Origin of the sequence: Actinopolymorpha alba DSM 45243 (assembly GCF_000373925.1) — a bacterium.
GTDB classification, from domain to species: Bacteria; Actinomycetota; Actinomycetes; order Propionibacteriales; family Actinopolymorphaceae; genus Actinopolymorpha; species Actinopolymorpha alba.
The window spans coordinates 1-17,522 of record NZ_KB892742.1; the positions used below are offsets into that span (position 1 = coordinate 1).

Sequence of the window (17,522 nt, forward strand, 5' to 3'; positions counted from 1 at the left end):
CCGGACAACTGTTGAGCCTGCACCCCATGGCGCAACGATTCCTCCGCGGACTCCCCGCAGAACTCGTGCAGTCACTCAACCAACGCTGCACCTGGATGCTCTGCCGCCGCCCAGCCATCAGCTGCGACCTCGACCACACCAAACCGTACGCTCAAGGCGGCGAAACCTCCGTGGACAACGTGGCACCGCTATGCCGACGCCACCATCGGGTGAAGACCGAGGGCGACTGGAAGGTCGAACAAACCAGCCCAGGCCACCTCAGGTACACCGACCCGCACGGACGGAAGTATGAGGTGACCCCACCACGCCTCACCGACCCCGTAGAACCCGACGACCCCGACCCCCCACCTTTCTAGCCAGGGCGGAAAGAAGGGGACAAGGAAACAAGACGGCAGGCTCGAAACCCTTGAAAGAAGGGGCTGTCGAGCCTGCCGGTATGCGCGTTCCGAGCTATGGACCAGGTGGCACGACTGCCCAACCCCGCCGCGTCCTGGGCTGGCGAGCCGCCACGACGATGAAGACCCAGCTCGTGCTGGACGCGCTGGAGATGGCGATCTGGATCCGCGGCACGATCCACGCCCTAGGAGGGCTGTCCATCCCGCGACTCGCGCAGGTATGCGGCGAGGGCGCTGAGATCGCGCTCGCTGTAACCGGCGTCCGCGGCCTCGTGGACGAGCCGGCGGTTGAGGGGTAGCTGTTCCAGCGGAGCTTGCACGCGACGAGCGAGCGCGTCGGCGAGGTCCAGGTCCTTGGCCAGCAGCCTGAGGCTGAAGTCCACCGGTGCGTCTTCTGGTCGTACGAAAGCGTCCCGCTTGTAGTGGACGAACGGCGCGGCGATGGCGCTCGCCTCGAGCACGTCGTAGGCGGTGGCCCGGGCGATGCCCGCGCGTTCCGCGAGGACCAGAGCCTCAGCCAGCGCGGAGTTGAGCCCGCCCAGTGCGGAGTTCACGGCGAGTTTCATGACTGAGCCGGTCTCGATCTCACCAACGTGGATCACCCGCCGTGCCAGGATGTCGAGCACCGGCCGCACGCGGTCGAGGACTTCCGGGTCGCCGCCCACCATGACGGTCAGCTCCCCGTGCTCGACCAGCTGGACGCTGCCCGACACGGGTGCGTCCAGCAGGGCCGCCGACCGTGCCTCGATGGCAGGTGTCAACTGGCGAACGGTTTCGGGTGCGACCGTGCTCGTCTCGACCAGGACGGCGCCCTCGGAGACACCCGCCGCGAGGCCGTCCTCGCCTTCGTGTACGGCGATCACGGCCTCGTCGTTGGCGAGCGACACGAGTACGACATCCGCGCGCGCCGCCGCCTCGCGAGGGGTGTTGACGGCCACCGCGCCCGTCATCGCGGCGACCTCGAGGGCGCGGGCCCGGGTGCGGTTGTACACGAAGACAGGGCGGTTCGCCCGCCGGAGGGCGCCGACCATGGCCGACCCCATGGTGCCGGCCCCGATGACGGCGACGGCGTTCTCGACCATGGCACGACCGCCCTTTCCGAACAGCTGCCCCCATGCTCGCAGGGACTGTCGGTACTCTCCCCCAGATCTGTCAAAGACACTTAGGGGGTTGTGGGTGTCCCGCGAACACGTACGCCAACTGGTCGAGCGGCGGTGGTTCCAGCGAACCATCATCGCGGTCATCGTCGGCAACGCCGTCACGCTCGGCCTGGAAACGTCGCACACCATCGTCGCGGCGTACGGCAGTGTGTTGCACGTGCTCGATCGCGCGGCACTGGCGATCTTCGTTCTCGAACTCCTGCTGCGGTTGTATGCGTACGGCACAAGGTTCTTCCGTGACCCGTGGAGCATCTTCGACCTGCTGGTTGTGGTGATCGCTCTCGTGCCGGCGTCCGGTCCGTTCTCTGTCGTGCGTGCCCTGCGGGTGTTGCGCGTCCTCCGGTTGGTCTCCCAGGTCCGGTCGATGCGCCGCGTGGTGTCAGGGTTGCTGGCCGCGATGCCTGGCATGGCGTCCACCGGCGCTCTGCTGGGGCTGGTCATCTATGTCGCCGGCGTGATCGCCACCAAGCTTTTCGGGCCGATCTCGCCGGAGTTCTTCGGCAATCTGGGCACCACGCTCTTCACGTTGTTCCAGGTGATGACCGGGGAGGCGTGGCCGGACATCGCGCGGGAGCTGATGGCCGAAGCCCCGATGGCGTGGATCTTCTTCGTGATCTACATCCTGATCTCGAGTTTCGCCGTCCTCAACCTGTTCATCGCCGTGGTGGTCAACGCGATGGAGGCCGAGGTCGCCGAGGAACGCCGCGCAGAGGACGCCGAGCAGGAGGCCGCCGCGATGGAGCGGGACCGCATCCTGCTCGAGGAACTGCGCGCCCTGCGCGCCGAGGTCGCCGAGTTGCGGAAGGTCGGGACGACCTCGGGCTAACTGGTGCTGGAAGGATCGGACGGCATGGGAGAGATCGAGGTACCTGACGACCCGTTCCACCGGATGCTGCACCACATCGGTCCGGGCCAGCTGTCCACCGACACTGCCCAATCCAGCGGCATGCTCCGGTCGGAGGCGATCAGCGGGCGATCGGTCGGGTCCCGGCACCTGTGGATGGGGCACACGCAGGTGTCGGCGCGGACCAGTTCGGCCAACCACCATCACGGTCCGTCGGAGACAGCGATCTACGTCGTGAGCGGCCACCCGGAGTTCGTGTTCTTGGACCTCGAGGGCGACGAGCCCCGGGAACGCCGGATCCGCACGCAGCCGGGTGACTATGTGTTCGTCCCGCCGTACGTTCCGCACCGGGAGGAGAACCCTCATCCCGATGAGGAAGCGTTGGTCGTCATCGCGCGTACCACCCAGGAAGCGATCGTGGTCAACCTCCCCGACCTGCGCTGGAGCTGACGCCGCGCCGTTGTCGGTCGTACCTGCGAACATGTGCGCGTGCGTCAACCGGCGTGGGTTCGTGAGGGCGAGGCGCTCCTTGAGTCGCTCGCGCGGGCCGGGGTCGATGCGGGCGGCCTGGTCGCGATCGTGGTCGTCCCCGGGCTCGGCCTGGGCGTCGCGGCGGGAGCGGAGCGGTGGGCAGTCGCGGCGAATGACCCGGCGGCCATCGTCTCGACTGTCGCCGGCGTCCTCCGCCCGCGGTGGGTGTGGTGGGACGCCCGCACGGCCGCCGGACCGATGCTGGCGTCAGGTGTCCGTGTGCGCGCGTGCTGGGATCTCGCGGCGGTGCATCTGGTGCTCCACGGCGGCCGGCGCTGCGACCCGGCGGCCGTGTGGGCGGCGGTCCGCGATCTGCCTGACCCGCCACCACCCCGCGAGGAGGTCACGCTACTCAACCTCGCCGGCGACGGTGGTGAGGAGAGTCTCGCGCCCATCCGCTCAGACGGGCAGCTGGACCCCGACTGGTCCGAACGCGACTGGGCCGAACGCGACTGGACGCTTGGCCCGGCTTTGACGCGGCCCGGCGAGGCAGCAGCCCTGCTTGCCCAGGCCGCCACGTGGGCGTCGCTCGCCCTCGACGTACAAACTCATCAGGAGCGCGGCCTGCGCGCCATCCCCGATCCGCGGCCGGCGCCGGGTCCGGTGCCGCTCGCGGTGGTGACGGCCTACGCCGAGTCCGCGGCCGCGCTGCTCGCCGCGGAGTTGGAGTACGACGGGCTCCCGCTCGACCTGTCGGCGGCCGAGTCGCTGATCGCCGAGCACATCGGACCGCGCCCCATTGACGCGGCTGAGGAGACGGCGGTGCGGGCGCGCCGGGACACTGCGGTTCTCCGGCACTTCCCGCCCGGGCGGTCCTACGACCTGCGTAATCCCGCACAGGTTCGCGAGCTGCTGGCCCGGATCGGGCTGGCACTCCCCGACACCAGGTCCTGGCGACTGGAGCCGTTCCGCGACACCCACCCGGGCGTCGCCGCGTTGCTGGAGTGGCGGAAGGCGGAGCGCATCGCGACGACGTACGGCTACGGCTGGCTCGACCGGCACGTGGGCGCGGACGGCCGGCTCCGTGGCGGATGGAGCGCCGCCGACGGTGGAGCCGGCCGGATGACGGCCGGTGCGGGCTTACACAACCTGCCGGCCGGTTTCCGGATCGCGGTCGCGGCCGAGCCCGACCAGGTGCTCGTCCGCGCCGACCTCGGGCAGATCGAGCCGCGGGTGCTGGCCGCCGTGTCGGGTGACCGGGCGCTGGCGCGGGCGGCCCGCGACGACGATCTCTACGCGCCGGTCGCAGAGCAGTTGCGGTGCGACCGGCCCACTGCGAAGGTCGCCGTTCTGGCCGCGATGTACGGCCAGACGTCAGGCACCGCGGGGGAGGCGCTCAAGCGGATGGAACGCTCCTACCCGAAGGCCATCGCCTACCTCCGGGCGGCAGAGGAAGCGGGCCAGGTCGGCGAGGACCTTCGTACCTTCGGTGGCCGGCTGCTCCGCCTCCGGCGGCGCGCCCCGGTGGAAGCCGAGCCGGATCCCGAGCCTGACCCGCAGGACGCGCTCGTGACCGCCGACGCCCCACCGGGTGCGCGGCCGGCCGGCCGTGCGTCGGGTCGCGGGAGATTCGCTCGGAACGCCGTGATCCAGGGTGCCGCGGCAGAGTTGTTCAAGGCGTGGGCCGCGAGCGTGCGGACCGGCCTGATGCCCCTGGGCGGCCGCGTCGTCCTGTGCCTGCACGACGAGCTCCTGCTCCACGTCCCCGTCGCGCACGCCGACGCCGCCGCCGACCTCCTCACCCGGTCGCTCGCGTCCACGACGGCGCTGTGGGCAGCCGGCAGCGGCGTACGCTTCGTCGCTGACGTCGCGGTGGTCCAGCGCTGGTCCGAAGCCAAGTAACACCTCATGGATGGGGTCACGGCTTCTTGATCAACCGGGCCGTCAGCGGTGACTTGGCGGAGGTGTCTCGGCATAGAAGCCGAGACACCTCCGCCAAGTCGCCTCCCGCTACCTTCACGATGCCGCGACCTGTCGGCGTGAAGGTTCTTGAACAAGCCTCGATGTGAGACAGCGGCGACCTCACGCGCCCCACCATGCAAGGCCAATTGGGCATGCCTCGAGGGTCAACGAGCAGGGGTCCCTGGTATGAAAGCTTTCTGAATAAGCTCGGCAGCCGCGCGTGGGCATGTGGGCAAAGCCCCGAGAGGGGGCCTACGCGTCGAGGATCGGGATCAGCTGCTCCTCCTCGTAGGCCAGATGGCGTTCCAGCTCGTCCGTGAGCCGTTCGACTTCGGGCAGCACCAGCAGGGGATCCGCGCCCTCGGTGGAGATCGCCTTTTGCAGGTCGTCGAGGAGGGCCGCGATCTTCTGGTGCTCCTCGCGCAGCCGGTCCAGGGTCGGGGCGAGTGCGGGGTGGCGCTCGGCAATGGCCGGGAACCACCCGCCGTCCTCACCGGTGTGGTGGTGATGCAGCCCTTGGCAGACGGTCAGGCAGTTGACCCGGAGTTGGGCGCCCAGGCTGGGGCCCGACTCGGCGAACTCCTTGCGGATCAGGGCGAGCTCTCGCCGGAACGCGTCGTGGATCAGCTTGAGGGCCGCACCCAACGACGTGGCGTTCGGGCGTAGGCCCCCGACTGACTCCAGGCCGACCACGGGGATGACGCGCCTCGTCTTGGCCTGGTAGTCGGCCCAGCCGGAGTCGGCCTCGACCGCACGGGCGAAGACGCGGTCGCGTTCGGCGCCCTCCAGGACGGTGGCCTGCGCCTCGTAGGTGAAGGCCCCGACCTCGACCGTGACGCGGGGATTGGCGACCAGGTTGTGGAACCACGCTGGATGGTTCGGTGCGCCAGCGGCGGAGGCGATGACCAGGCTTCGTTCGGCGCCGTCAGGAAGGTAGCCGAGCGGGGTCGTGTGCGGCGCACCGGACCGCGCTCCAGTGGTGGTCAACAGCAGCAACCGGGCTCCTTCGAATGGACCCCCGACCTGCCCGCCGTTGGCGCGGAACTCCTCGATGATCTGCTGGTTGAAATCGTTCGGCATTCTTGTTTTCTTCTCCAGGATTGGTGATCCCGCGAACGTTCGCGGGCATGAGGAAACAGCCCGATGGGCAAAGCGCATGGATACGTCGCGCGAAAATGCGCGGAAACGTAGAAGGGGCGGGCCTCTCACCCACCCGGCACTCACGCCCTGGCCGGGTGACTCTCTCGCTCTTGGCCCACGGCCGACCCGGCAGTCACACTGTGGACCCTACTGTCATGAATCGGCCAAGGCAACGTTGTGGCTGGAGGTGACGGCGTCGGCGAGTCGGCGAACCCGCTCGGCGTGGGCGTCGTGACCGATCACGACCGGTGGTTCGTTGTACGGCATCGCGTCCGAGCTCCGGCGCAGCTTGATGTACTCACCGCACGCGTCGATGGCGTACGGCTCCATGTCGTCCTGCAATGCTCCGACCACCGTGATGCCGTGCGACTCGCCGATCTGGCGGAACAACGCGACCGCCTCCCGCCGGTGCTCCTTGCCGAGGTTGCGGCCGAGCTCGTCGAGCACCAGGTAGAGGTTGGCCCCGCCAGCACTGGCGAGCGCGGCGGCACAGACCAGCTTGACGGCCTTCTCGTCCATGAGCGCGGTGTTGGCCCGCCGGTTGTACGACACGGGATTGTGGCCCTCGGCCCGGCGCCACCGCGGGACTGCCCGCCAGCGCCACTCCTGCTCCGGATCGGCCGGCGCCTCAGGCGTCGGGTAGTCCAGCGTCGCGCCGTACCCGCCGTACGCCCGGTCCAGCTCGTCGAAGTACTCCGCGACCCTCTGCAGCCGTGAACGGATCGCCTTCGTGACGGTCGCCCGGCCGATCTGCGCGGCGCTCGCCGCCTCAGCGACCCCCTTCTGTGCCGCTTCGAAGTCGGCCCGCCGGGCGGTGCGCTGGGACTCGATCTGCTGCCGCTGGTGACGTTCGTACTCCTCCTGCTGGCGGAGGTAGGACCCCAGCCCCTGGCTCAGCCGGTCGAACGTGCGGAGCTGGCGTTCGGCCGGGGTCCCCTCGCCGTCGCGGCGGTACGTCAGGTCGAGGCGCAGCTGTTCGGGCAGGTCGGGGTCGTTGACCCCCTGCGGGAACGCCGCGCGCAGTGCCTCAGTCAGGGCGCCCTCCGAGGCGTGCGACCAGGCGTCGGCGTCCCAGGCCTGCTGCTGGGGGTCGAGGGTGAGCAGGCGTTCCTGGGCGCTCTCCTCGGAACTGCCCCAGGCGGTGCGGCGGGCGTCGAGGTCGAGGGCGGTCCGTTGGTCGGTGAGCTCGCCGGCCCGTTTGCGGGCCTGGAACCGCAGCTCGGCGTACCGATCGCGTTCCTTCGTCAGCAGGTCGATCTGGAGCTGGCGGTTTTCGACCCGGGTGCGCAGCTCCTGGAAGACCTTGTCGGCGCTGGATCGCTGGGGTTCGAACGCCAGCTCCTCATCGGCGATCTCCTCCAGCCGCTGTCGGAGCCGGTCGACGGACTCCCGGAGCGCGGCGGCCTCCTCGACCGAGCGGGCCGCCGCCAACCGGCGCTGGGCCGCGGTGCGCAGGCCCGTCGCCCGGCGTACCTCCTCGTTGGCCGACTCGACCGCGGCCGCCGCGAACTCGGCGCGGGCCGCCCCGGCCCGCACCCGCGCCTCGCGTCCGGTCATGGGGTCGGTGAAGCCGCCGATCACGACGATGTTGGTACGCCGGTCGACCACGCGGTGCGGGTCCTGGGCGGCGGACACGTCGGCGCCGAGTGCGGCGAGCAGGTCGGGCAGCGCGAGCGGCGTGTCCTGGGCGACGGATTCGTCCGAGGGCACGAGCACCGAACCGGGATGGTCGGAAAGGGCCGCCACGGCGGCGTCGAGATCGGCCGCCGCGACCACCAGGGCGTCGCGGTAGGGCCACACGGCTGGCTCGTAGAGTGACCGCTCGGCCGGCCCCAGCGTGAGCGCGTCGAGCAGGCCGACCGCGGGGATGCCGGCGGCGGCGAGCGCGGCGAGCTGTTCCGGTGCGGCGGACCGGCCGGTCTCGGCGGCCCGCAGGTCGGCCTCGGCCGCTGTCAACTCGCTCTTGGCGCCGCCGACGGCCTCCTGGGCGCCGGCGAGGACCGCCTCGGCGTCGGCCAGCTCCCGCTCCGCGGCGTCGGCGTCCCGGCCGTCCGCGTCCCGGCCAGCTTCGGTGAGGGTGTTGATCCGGATCCGGAGTTCGTCGAGCTTGCTGGAGGTGACCGCCTGCTCCTGGCCCAGCGCGGTGATCTGCTGCTGGACGCTCGCCAGCGCCTTGCGGGCGTCGGCCAGGTCGCGGTCGAGCTGGTCGTCGCCGAGTTCTGCGATCTGGGCGTTGACCGTGGTGATGTTTCCGCTGGCTTCGGCGAGGAGCCGCTGCTGCTCGTCGAGCTCGGCCTGAAGACGCTGGTCTTCCTCGGTGCCGTCGACGAGAAGCTTGGCGGCGCGGGTACGCCAGTGCTCGACGGCGGTGGCCAGCTCCGCCCGGGCGCGGTCGCGCCGGTCAAAGGTCACCAGCAGCGCGCCCGCGTCGTACTCCCACTCGGTGAGGCGGTCGAGTGCCTCGGCGGCCTTGGTGCGTTCGGCGTGCTCGTCGGCGCGGGCCTTGCGTTCGGCCTCCAGCTCGCGGTCGAGGCCGGTGAGCGCGGCGATCGCGGCGAAGATGCGTTCGGGGCCTATCTCGTTGAGGGGCTGGGAGAGCAGGTTGGTCGCCACCCGGCTGCGTACGGACGTCGAGAGGAACGACACGCAGCGCACGCGGTTGCCGTAGAGAACCCGCCCGAGGTCCTTGGCCACGAAGTCTCGCCGGCCCGCGGACTTCGGGAGCTGCTGCCAGTGGTCGTCGGCGAGGCGGACCCGCTCGGCCTCGGACGCCGCCGTCGACATGTGGATGCCGCGGGTCCACCGCAGCTGCAGGTGCGGCGCGTCGACGTTCACCCGCAACCACACCGTCAAGGCGTCGTTGACATCCTCGTCCCGCGGGTCGGCGAAGACGCCGACGATGTAGCCATGGTCCGCGCTCGCCCAGTGGTTGTCCCCCTGGGCGGCGAGTTCGGCGTTGAACAACAGCTCGGCGACCGCCTGCGCGCCCGACGCGAACCTCCACTGCTCGTCACCGAGCAGCGCCGTGATCGAGGCGATGAACGACGACTTCCCCGCGCCGTTGGAGTCCTTGGGTCCCTGGCCCGCGACGACGAGCAGCGTGCCGGGCACGATCGGGACCGGATGCGTGGACAGCCGGGAGATGTTGACCGCCTGGACCGCGACCAGGGTGCGGTCGCCGATGATGTCGACGGCGTCGTCGCGGTGCGGCGTACTCGTCACTGCGTCACCTCTGTCACGTGGACTCCTCCCTGACCGGGCTGACCCGGCGGGCGCGGACCGCCGCCGCGAGCGGACTGTCGGGCCCGGCGGCGAGGATCAGCTCCTCCGACAACCGCCGCCGGGCGGCATCGGTGAGCCGGTGGAACTGCGGCCCGGGGATGTATCCCCCGACCGCGTCGCCAGCCGTCTTGACCTGGGTCACCAGGCCGGCCTGGCGGAGCCGGCGGAGCGCATCCTCGATCTCGCCGACGCCGAGCATGGACCGCTGCAGATCCTCAATGGGCGTGGGGTACGGCGAGAGCCAGGAATCCTCGGCCAGTTTGTTGCCGGCGCGGGGGATCGCGACGGAGTGGATCAGGACGAGGGTGAGGACCGCGCGGTCGACCTCGGCGCGCCGGCCCGCCGGGTCGGCGGCGAGGACGGCGGCCACGTCGTCGCGGTAGCCGGACGTCCAGCCGAGGCGGGACCGCACCAGGGTGCGGCCCATCCGGCGGAGGATGTCGTTGACCTTGCGGCGCAGGGGCGGCTCGCGGAGCGCGGCGAAGCGGACCTCTGGGACCGGCTCGGCGGCGTACTCGACCGCCATCAGGGCGGCGACCACCTCGGCGCGTTCGCGCTCGTCGAGGTGGCGCAGGGATCCGAAGACGGGATGGTCGTCGGTCATGGCGACTCCGTGACCGGGCTCGCGTCGGCGGTCGTCTCGCCGTCCGCCGTGGGCAGGGCGCCCTCTGCCGTGGGCAGGGGAACGCGGCGCAGCGTCTCTCGCAGCGGCGTCAGCGTGTCCTCCGGCCAGGTCGCCACCCGCGGGCCGAGCCGGACCGTCGCGGTGGTCTCGTCGAGCAGGACCCAGCCCGAGTCGTGGAGGCGCCGCAGCGCACCCAGCGCCCAGCGGGGCAGCAGGTCGGCCGGGCCGCGGGCCAGCCCGGAAAAGACCGTGGCCACGGACGACACGGAGGCCGTGACGCCGGGCCAGGGCGAGCCGTCGAGGTCGACCCAGCAGCAGCGCAGGGTCGCGGCCAGGACCCTGCGGGTCTCACCGGCCCGCTCGACCGGCACGGGCGCGACGTCGTACTCCGCCACCAGACTGGGCGTCGCGCCGTCCGGCCAGGTGCCGAGCAGCCAGCCGTCGCCGGCGGTTTCGGGGTTCTCAGCGATCCCGAGGTCTTCGGGGTGCCCGGGGTTTTCGGCGGGCCCGCCGTTCGCGACGTACGCCATCCCGGCCAGCGGCTGGCTGGCGCACTGCGGGCCACGGCTGCGCCAGCGGGCCCAGGCGAGGACGCCGGGGTCGAGGTCGTTCGTCACCGGCGCTTCCCCTTGTCCGGCTCGGTGGTCGCGGCCGGCTCCGTCTGGCGTTCGAACCAACCCCCGCAGCGCCAGGCTGGCACGGCGTCGGGGTGAACCGTCACCGGTCCGGTCCAGCGCAGGCGATAGGGCAGGTCCGGGTGGAGATCGGCCGAGGCCAAATCGGCGAGCAGGCGCCGGGCTGTCGGCCAGTCGGAACAGCCGGTGAGTACGTCCTGCACTGGAGTGCTGTCCGCGCCGCCCAGGACCTCCTCGGCCACCACCCGCAGGCGGCGTGCGGCCGCCTCGTCCTGCCGGTCGAGGTGCCCTTCGAGGCCGGCGTCGGGGAGGGGCGAACGTGGCGGCGCCGGGCGAGCCGGCTCCGCGCGGGGACTCTCGTCGACGGCGGCCACGATGTCGGCCGGCGCGTGCCAGGGTGCGGGCGCGTCGAACACGAAGCTTTCGAGCACCGCGGCCAGCCGTGCCGTCGTGGCGGTCTGGGCGAACGTCCGCCACGTCTCGGCGGGAAGCAGGCTCAGGTTGCGGGTCGTACCCGCGGAGTCCCGCAGTCGCGCGGCGGCCCGCAGCGAGACGTCGCCGTACGCGTAGATCGCGGCCCTCAACTCGGCACACAGGGGTTCGAGCCTTGGCCAGCGGTCGAGGATCGCGGCGTGCAGGGCTTCGGCGCGTTCGCGGATCTTCTCGCTGCCCCAGAGTTTGGGTGCGTGCTCGCGGAGGTCCTCGATCTTGCCCGTGGTCAGGCTGGCGAGCTCGATGGTCCAGAGCCGGAACGCCCGGATCAGGCCTTCGGCACTCGCCCGGGCGTCGTCCTCGTTGGCGTCGGGGTCGGTGAGCGAGAGTTGCTCGAGTGCCAGCAGGCGGTGCATCTCAGACTGGCCGCCGTCCGCCATCATCCGGCGGATGAACAACAACCCCACCGCGGACGTGAACGACGCGCGGTAGCGCCGCTGGTGCGGCTTGGGGAAGGTCTCCCGGATCGCGCCCATGCCGCGGAGTACGGCGAGCCGGCTTTCGAACTCATCCGTACGGAAGCGCCGGCACGCCTCCCGCATCTCCTCGTGTGTCAGACCGTCCTCACCCGCGCGGGCGAACGCACTGAGGAGCGTGTCTGCCACGTCGACGAGCCCAGGGTCGGTGACGACCGCGCCGCTGTCGCGCGCGAGTGGCGCGAACATCTGGCGGTAGATGCCGAGCACCGCCTCGTCGGCGAGCACCTCGTCGAGGCTCGGCATGGCGGCGGGACCCGGGCTGGACATGGCGCTCTACGGTAAAGGATCGCGCCGACGTCGCGTTCAGGCCGTACCTCCCGGTGGCCCGCGACCTCCTAGGCGCGGTAGTCGTCGAGTCGGTCGTTGACGGTCCGGAGCCCGTGTTCGTCGAGGGGGATCTCGGAGCCCGCGGCTCCGACCGCGACCGGCCCCACGTCGGCGACCGCGGCCCACGCATCGTTGACCGTACGAGTCCAGAAGAGGACCGGCTGGTTCTCGACGGCAATGGTCTGTGGCGTCCACTCGGGCGGGGCGAGGTGGTAGGCGAGTTCCGCGGCTCGGTGGTCCTCGTCGAGGAACCCGGCCGACCGCCGCCCGTCAGGGTCCGGCGGGAACGCGAGGTCGTTCATGTGCAGGAGGGCCGCCCGCGCCGCGTCCGTGACGTTCGACCTGGGCCGGCCGCCGCGGTGTCGGGCCTGCCACCAGTGCTTGGCGTCGGTGTGCACGATCACGTGCCCGGCGTTCGGATCACCGTGGCCGAGGCCGACGTGCCAAAGCCGGCCGCGTTCGCTGCCACGCCACCAGTTCCAGACCTTGAACCAGCGCGGTCCCGTGAACGAGTCGGCAAGACCGTACACGGGAAATGGCGGCGAAAGAGGGGATCCCATCCGTTCAGGATGAGCCAGAGCGCGGCGCCCCGTCAGCCAGTCGGGTGACCCGGGACCCCGCTGCCCCACCGCCTCCGTGCACATGGCGAATTTCCGGAGAAGGCTCATCCAAACCCGTGGCGCCGGCGACCTCAGCGAACGTCTCACATAGTGAGCGCCCGGTAAGCCGTCCACTATGTGGCCAGTCTGGGGTCCTCAACGTGGAAGCGCCGCCGTACATCACCAGGCCAGTGGTGGGTTCACCAGGCGCAGGAGCCTGGTGAACCCACTGGCAGCCTCGTGATGGCCGGTCCATCTCAGATTGTGTACAGCGTTCTTCTGGTTCCGGTCGAATGAAGTTGATCAACGGCGGCCAAACCGGACGGCCGCAGCGGCGAAACGCCCGAACCAGCACCGTTGATCAACTTCGCGGATGCGCGGGCCACGGCGAGGAGCAGTTCTCGTCGCTAGGTGGTGAATCGGGCGAGGCAGTGGAGCATTTCCTCATGCGGAGCACCGGCAAAGCTCCGCTGCTCCACGCCCGCGCCCCGCGGCGGCCAGTTGTCTCACGAACCAGACGACTGGCGGCGGATCAATGGGTAGGAGGGTGCTGTGGACATCGGTATTGGGCTCCCGAACACCCTGGACATCGGCGGGCCGGCGATCGTGGAGTGGGCGCTGCGGGCAGAGGAGCGCGGTTTCAGCGTGCTCGCGACGATCGACCGCATCGTCTATCCGTCGTACGACTCATTGACCGCACTCGCAGTGGCAGCCGGAGCGACGTCGAGGATTTCCCTACTGTCAGACATTCTGTTGACGCCGCTGTATCCGCCGGTGTGGTTGGCAAAGGCGGCCGCGAGCCTCGATGCGATGTCGAACGGCCGGTTGACGTTGGGCCTTGGCGTGGGTGGCAGACCCGATGACTTCGCGGCAATGGGCCGGCCGATGGAGAAGCGCGGGCGATTGATGGACGAGGCTCTCGACCTCATGCACCGTGCCTGGGCGGGCGATCCGGTCGCTGGCGGGGAGTTCGCGGTCGGGCCCGCGCCAGCGTCCGGAAACCGGGTCCGCGTGATGATCGGCGGCACCAGCGAAGCGGCGGTACGCCGGACGGTGAAGTACGCAGAGGGGTGGACCGCGGGTGGCGGTGGACCCGAGATGGCGGCGCCCGTGATCGAGAGGGTGCGACAAGCCTGGCAGGAGGCCGGCCGAGCCGGTACGCCACGGATCTCCGCGCTCGTCTACTTCGGTTTGGGTGACCCGGACGCCTCGCGCGCGTCGCTGCGCAGCTACTACGGCTTCCTCGGCGACTGGGTGGGAGCGATCGTCGAAGGCGCGATTCGTACGCCGCAGGCCGCGCAGGACGCCATCCGCGCCTTTGCGGGCGTTGGTGTCACGGAGGTCGTCTTCATGCCGAGCGTTGCCTCGATCGAGGAGGTTGACCGGCTCGCCGGCGCTGTTCTGTGACTGGCGGAGGCGTGCATGTCAGCGTCCGGCGAGAGCGGAGCACATGCGCCGGGAAGAATGCCGGCATGAGCGAGACTCGCACGTCGCCGGCAGGGGCGCGGCCGGCAGGGGCGCCGCCGGCGGGGTGGATCCGGCTGGCGGAGTACACCCACGGCGGTGGATGGTGACGTTGTTGCTCGACGAGATCGGGCTCCTGGTGACGAACGACCCGGGCCAGGGCGACGGTGGGCCGCTCGGCGAGATCCCGGACGCGGCACTGGTCCTCGACGGCGAGCGGATCGCCTGGGTCGGGTCCCGCGCCACCGCGCCGGCCGCGGATACCGGGATCGGAATGGGTGGGCGCACGGTGCTCCCGGGCTTCGTCGACAGCCACGCCCACCTGGTCTTCGCGGGCGAGCGGGCGGGGGAGTTCGCCGCCCGGATGGGCGGGCAGCCCTATACCGCTGGCGGGATTCGCTCCACGGTGGAGGCGACCCGGGCCGCGAGCGACGAGATGCTGCGCGCCGGCGTTGCCCGCCTGGTGGGGGAGATGCGTGCCAGCGGCACCACGACGGTGGAGATCAAGAGCGGGTACGGCCTGACCGTACGCGACGAGGCCCGCTCGTTGGCGATCGCGCAGGAGTTCACCAGCGAGACCACCTATCTCGGGGCGCATGTGGTTCCGCCGGAGTACGCCGACCGCCGCGATGACTACGTGACGCTGGTCTGTCAGGAGATGCTTGACGCGGGTGCGGCGTACGCGCGCTGGGTCGACGTCTTCTGTGACCGGGGCGCCTTCGATGCCGACGAGACGCGGGCGATTCTCCAAGCGGGCAAGGCGCGCGGCCTGCATCCGCGCCTGCACGCAAACCAGCTCGCGCCCGGTCCCGGTGTGCGGCTCGGCGTGGAGCTGGGTGCGGCGTCGGTGGATCACTGCACGTACCTGACCGACGCCGACATCGCTGCGCTCGCGGACTCTGAGACGGTCGCGACGTTGCTGCCGGGGGCGGAGTTCTCCACCCGTTCGCCGTATCCCGATGCGCGCCGGCTGCTCGACGCCGGAGTGACGGTCGCGCTGGCGACGGACTGCAACCCTGGATCGTCGTACACCTCGAGCCTGCCGTTCTGCGTCGCCGTTGCCGTGCGCGACCTGGGAATGACGCCAGCGGAGGCGGTGTGGTCGGCTACCGCGGGTGGTGCGCGAGCCCTGCGCCGCGACGACGTCGGTGTGCTGCGGGTGGGTGCGCGCGCGGACCTCGCGGTGCTTGAGGCGCCGTCGTACGTCCACCTGTCTTACCGCCCGGGTGTCCAGCTCGTGGTCGACGTGTGGAAGGACGGCGAAAGGTTGGTTCCCGGTATCGCTTATAAATAAGGGCTCGCCTCGACGAGCGCGGCCAGGTTCGCCAGCGCCATCCGCGTGCCCGTCTCGTTGTCGGCGGCGGGGACGGCGTCGGGGATTCCGTCGTGCACGATCACGACATCGGTGCCGCCATCGGCGTCGGTGAGCGTCGTCGTCATCGTCATCGTCCCGCGCAGCGCGGGATCCGCGGTCTCGAACTCGAACACCTCGACCACCCGCTCGTTCGGAACGAGCTCCGCGAAGTGGCCATGGTAGGTATCGGTGTGCGTCGCCGACTTGCCGGTTGGTCCCGGCGCGTCGTAGGTGAGCGAGATCCGGAACGAGCCGCCTTCGCGAGCGTCGAACTCGTGGACCTGGCTGCTCATGTCCGCCGGCACCCGCCATTTGGCGATCATGTCCGCATTCACGAGTGCCTGGTAGACGGCCGAAGGCGGCGCGTTCACGTGCTGAGAGACCTGCGTCGAGTACATGCCACCGACCTTACGGCGAACTCCGGGAACCTCAGCGACTCACGCGGCAGTGACCGTGCGGTAGACCTGGGCCGTCTCGTCGGCGATCCGGGACCACCGGTGGCGGATCCGCACCCGCTCGTAGGCCGCGACGCCGAAGCCTTCGAGATGGAGCGGGTCCGCCAGCAGGTCGCGTACGGCCCGGGCCAGCGCCGCCGGGTTACGCGGTGGCACGAGGACACCTGTCGTCCCTTCGATGACCGTGTCGCGGAGCGCGCCGACGTCGGAGGCGATGACGGGGGTGCCGCAGGCGGCCGCCTGGAGCGCCACCAGGCCGGTCGCGTCGTACGACGGAGCACACACGACGAGGCAGGCGGACCTCAGCAGGTCGGGCAAACGCTCCTCGGACACCTGACCGAGAAACCGGACCCGATCGCGCACCCGAAGCCGTTCGGCGAACGTACGCAGGCGATCGGTGACTGCCGGCGAAGGGCCTTCGGCCAGGAGAAGCTCGGCGTCAGGTATGCCGCGCAGTGCGGCGATCGCGGTGTCGAAGCCGGCCCACTCGACCGGCGGGCCCACAACCAGGAGGCGCGCGCGGTCCCCCGCGGGGACAGGTCCAGCTTCTGGCCGGAACGCCTCAGTGTCGACGCCGTACGGGACCACCGTGACCTTCGCGCGGGGAGTGCCGAGCCGGCGGAGCTCCTCCACGGCGTACTCGCAGTGGGCGACGACGTGGTCGGCGTCGTGGCAAACGGCTCGCTCCAGGCGGATGCGGTGATCCGTGTTTTCCCAGTGTTCCCGGTTTTCGCTGCCAGGGCGTGGCCTCGGACCGAGGCCCTCGAAGCTGTGGACCATCGGCGTACCAGTGCCACGCCGGCCGAGAAGACCAGCGATGGCCGCCGGCCAGCTCAGGGTGTGTACGACGTCGGGCGGAACGGCCCGCCAGGCGTCCGCGAGTTCCGCGCCGAACTCCGGGAGGCCGGCCAGCAGCGCATCACCGTCATGGCGCGGGTTGTGGAAGGTGACCTCAAGACCCGCGTCAGCGAGGGCGTCCACAAGATCGGTGTCATGGGCATGCTCGGATACGACAGCGACTCTCATGAATCTCAGCTGGCCTTACGGCGCTGCCGCTGGGTCGGCCACTGAATGGGTTGACCGCTCGGGTCGAAGACGGCTGCCCTGATCAGGCTGAGCGTGCTGGCGATGAGGCGGGACACGTGCATCTGCGACATCTCGAGCTCCTCGGCGATCTGTCTCTGCGTATGCTCGCCGAAGAACCACAGGACGAGGATGTGCCGCTCCCGGGGCGGGACCTCCGCGAGGATCCGGCGGACGGTCTCGCGTTCCTCGACCTGGACAAGCGCTTCGTCCTCCGCACCGATCAGCTCGGCCAACGACCGGCTCTCGCCGTCGGAGGAGTCGGACGCCGGACTGTCCAGAGAGGTCGCCGAATAGGCGCTGCCGGATTCCTGCGCCTTGATGATCTCCTCATCGCGGACGTCGAGTTCGGTCGCCAGTTCCCTGACGGTGGGCGGCCGTTTCAGCTCCGCCGACAGGCGTTCGTTCGCACGGAGCACAGCGTGGTAGAGGTCGTGCAACGGGCGCGGAATGTGGACGGCCCAGCAGTAGTCCCGGAAATGCCGGCGGATCTCGCCGAGGATCGTGGGTACGGCGAAGGACGCGAAGTGGGAGCCGCGTTCCGGGTCGAAACGGTTGGCTGCCTGGACCAGACCGAGCATGGCGACCTGGACAAGTTCGTCCATCGGCTCACCGCGACCGGCGTACCTCGCGGCGAGCTTGCGGGCCAGGCCAAGGTGATCGAGAACCAACCGTGCGGAGCCGTCCGAATCGTGCTCGCTGGCGACCTCCGCGCCGGGCATGTCGACTGCGGATGGCATGGTCATCTGCTTCAT

General features: G+C 70.5%; 16 protein-coding genes. 6 read left to right on the top strand and 10 right to left on the bottom strand.

Going from position 1 to position 17,522, the window contains the following annotated elements; translation table 11 throughout:
- Positions 1-356 (top strand): HNH endonuclease (locus tag B141_RS0108975; RefSeq protein WP_040420804.1); only part of this gene is annotated, 356 nt, incomplete at its 5' end.
- A gap of 224 nt (positions 357-580) precedes the next feature.
- Here the strand turns inward: B141_RS0108975 and B141_RS0108980 are convergent.
- Positions 581-1,477, bottom strand: coding sequence for an NAD(P)-dependent oxidoreductase (locus B141_RS0108980; protein WP_020574824.1), 897 nt, complete (start codon positions 1,475-1,477; stop codon positions 581-583).
- Positions 1,478-1,571: 94 nt separating this feature from the next.
- Here B141_RS0108980 and B141_RS0108985 point away from each other — a divergent pair, with 94 nt between their 5' ends.
- The 3 genes from B141_RS0108985 to B141_RS0108995 are packed head-to-tail and all read left to right on the top strand — an operon-like array spanning position 1,572 to position 4,772.
- The gene (locus B141_RS0108985; protein WP_020574825.1) at positions 1,572-2,381 is read left to right on the top strand and encodes an ion transporter; all 810 of its coding nucleotides are present in this window, start codon (positions 1,572-1,574) and stop codon (positions 2,379-2,381) included.
- Positions 2,382-2,405: 24 nt separating this feature from the next.
- Positions 2,406-2,849, top strand: a complete 444-nt coding sequence (locus B141_RS0108990; protein WP_020574826.1) for a cupin domain-containing protein — start codon at positions 2,406-2,408, stop codon at positions 2,847-2,849.
- Between the two features lie 39 nt (positions 2,850-2,888).
- Positions 2,889-4,772: a DNA polymerase gene (locus tag B141_RS0108995; protein ID WP_202805710.1), complete on the top strand. Its 1,884-nt coding sequence runs from the start codon at positions 2,889-2,891 to the stop codon at positions 4,770-4,772.
- 312 nt (positions 4,773-5,084) lie between these two features.
- Here the strand turns inward: B141_RS0108995 and B141_RS0109000 are convergent, their stop codons facing one another.
- The 6 genes from B141_RS0109000 to B141_RS0109025 all read right to left on the bottom strand — a co-directional run bounded on the left by B141_RS0109000 (position 5,085) and on the right by B141_RS0109025 (position 12,372).
- On the bottom strand, positions 5,085-5,912 hold the full coding sequence (locus B141_RS0109000; protein WP_020574828.1) for a nitroreductase/quinone reductase family protein: 828 nt from the start codon (positions 5,910-5,912) through the stop codon (positions 5,085-5,087).
- Positions 5,913-6,125: 213 nt separating this feature from the next.
- Positions 6,126-9,194 carry a coiled-coil domain-containing protein gene (locus tag B141_RS0109005; protein ID WP_026257039.1) on the bottom strand — a complete coding sequence of 1,023 codons (3,069 nt, stop codon included), beginning with the start codon at positions 9,192-9,194 and terminating at the stop codon, positions 6,126-6,128.
- A gap of 13 nt (positions 9,195-9,207) precedes the next feature.
- Complete coding sequence (locus B141_RS0109010; protein WP_020574829.1) at positions 9,208-9,858, bottom strand: hypothetical protein; 651 nt, start codon at positions 9,856-9,858, stop codon at positions 9,208-9,210.
- Positions 9,855-10,496 (bottom strand): hypothetical protein, encoded by a 642-nt coding sequence (locus B141_RS39690; protein ID WP_020574830.1) that lies wholly within the window; start codon positions 10,494-10,496, stop codon positions 9,855-9,857. The genes B141_RS0109010 and B141_RS39690 overlap by 4 nt, the downstream gene beginning before the upstream one ends.
- Positions 10,493-11,752 (bottom strand): hypothetical protein, encoded by a 1,260-nt coding sequence (locus tag B141_RS0109020; RefSeq protein WP_020574831.1) that lies wholly within the window; start codon positions 11,750-11,752, stop codon positions 10,493-10,495. The genes B141_RS39690 and B141_RS0109020 overlap by 4 nt, the downstream gene beginning before the upstream one ends.
- A 68-nt stretch (positions 11,753-11,820) precedes the next feature.
- Complete coding sequence (locus B141_RS0109025; RefSeq protein ID WP_157180895.1) at positions 11,821-12,372, bottom strand: hypothetical protein; 552 nt, start codon at positions 12,370-12,372, stop codon at positions 11,821-11,823.
- A 591-nt stretch (positions 12,373-12,963) separates the two neighbouring features.
- Between B141_RS0109025 and B141_RS0109030 the strand changes: the two genes are divergently transcribed.
- Together B141_RS0109030 and hutI are read left to right on the top strand one after the other, a co-directional pair.
- Positions 12,964-13,818: an LLM class flavin-dependent oxidoreductase gene (locus B141_RS0109030; protein WP_020574833.1), complete on the top strand. Its 855-nt coding sequence runs from the start codon at positions 12,964-12,966 to the stop codon at positions 13,816-13,818.
- 163 nt (positions 13,819-13,981) lie between these two features.
- On the top strand, positions 13,982-15,169 hold the full coding sequence (gene hutI / locus B141_RS0109035) for an imidazolonepropionase (RefSeq protein WP_202805714.1): 1,188 nt from the start codon (positions 13,982-13,984) through the stop codon (positions 15,167-15,169).
- Here the strand turns inward: hutI and B141_RS0109040 are convergent.
- Genes B141_RS0109040 through B141_RS39700 form a run of 3 tightly spaced genes read right to left on the bottom strand, consistent with a single transcriptional unit; the run spans position 15,160 to position 17,513 of the window.
- Positions 15,160-15,627 carry an SRPBCC domain-containing protein gene (locus B141_RS0109040; protein ID WP_020574835.1) on the bottom strand — a complete coding sequence of 156 codons (468 nt, stop codon included), beginning with the start codon at positions 15,625-15,627 and terminating at the stop codon, positions 15,160-15,162. The genes hutI and B141_RS0109040 overlap by 10 nt on opposite strands.
- A gap of 39 nt (positions 15,628-15,666) precedes the next feature.
- Positions 15,667-16,710, bottom strand: coding sequence for a glycosyltransferase (locus tag B141_RS39695; RefSeq protein ID WP_084678188.1), 1,044 nt, complete (start codon positions 16,708-16,710; stop codon positions 15,667-15,669).
- Between the two features lie 5 nt (positions 16,711-16,715).
- On the bottom strand, positions 16,716-17,513 hold the full coding sequence (locus tag B141_RS39700) for a SigB/SigF/SigG family RNA polymerase sigma factor (protein ID WP_157180896.1): 798 nt from the start codon (positions 17,511-17,513) through the stop codon (positions 16,716-16,718).
- Positions 17,514-17,522: the final 9 nt, after the last annotated feature.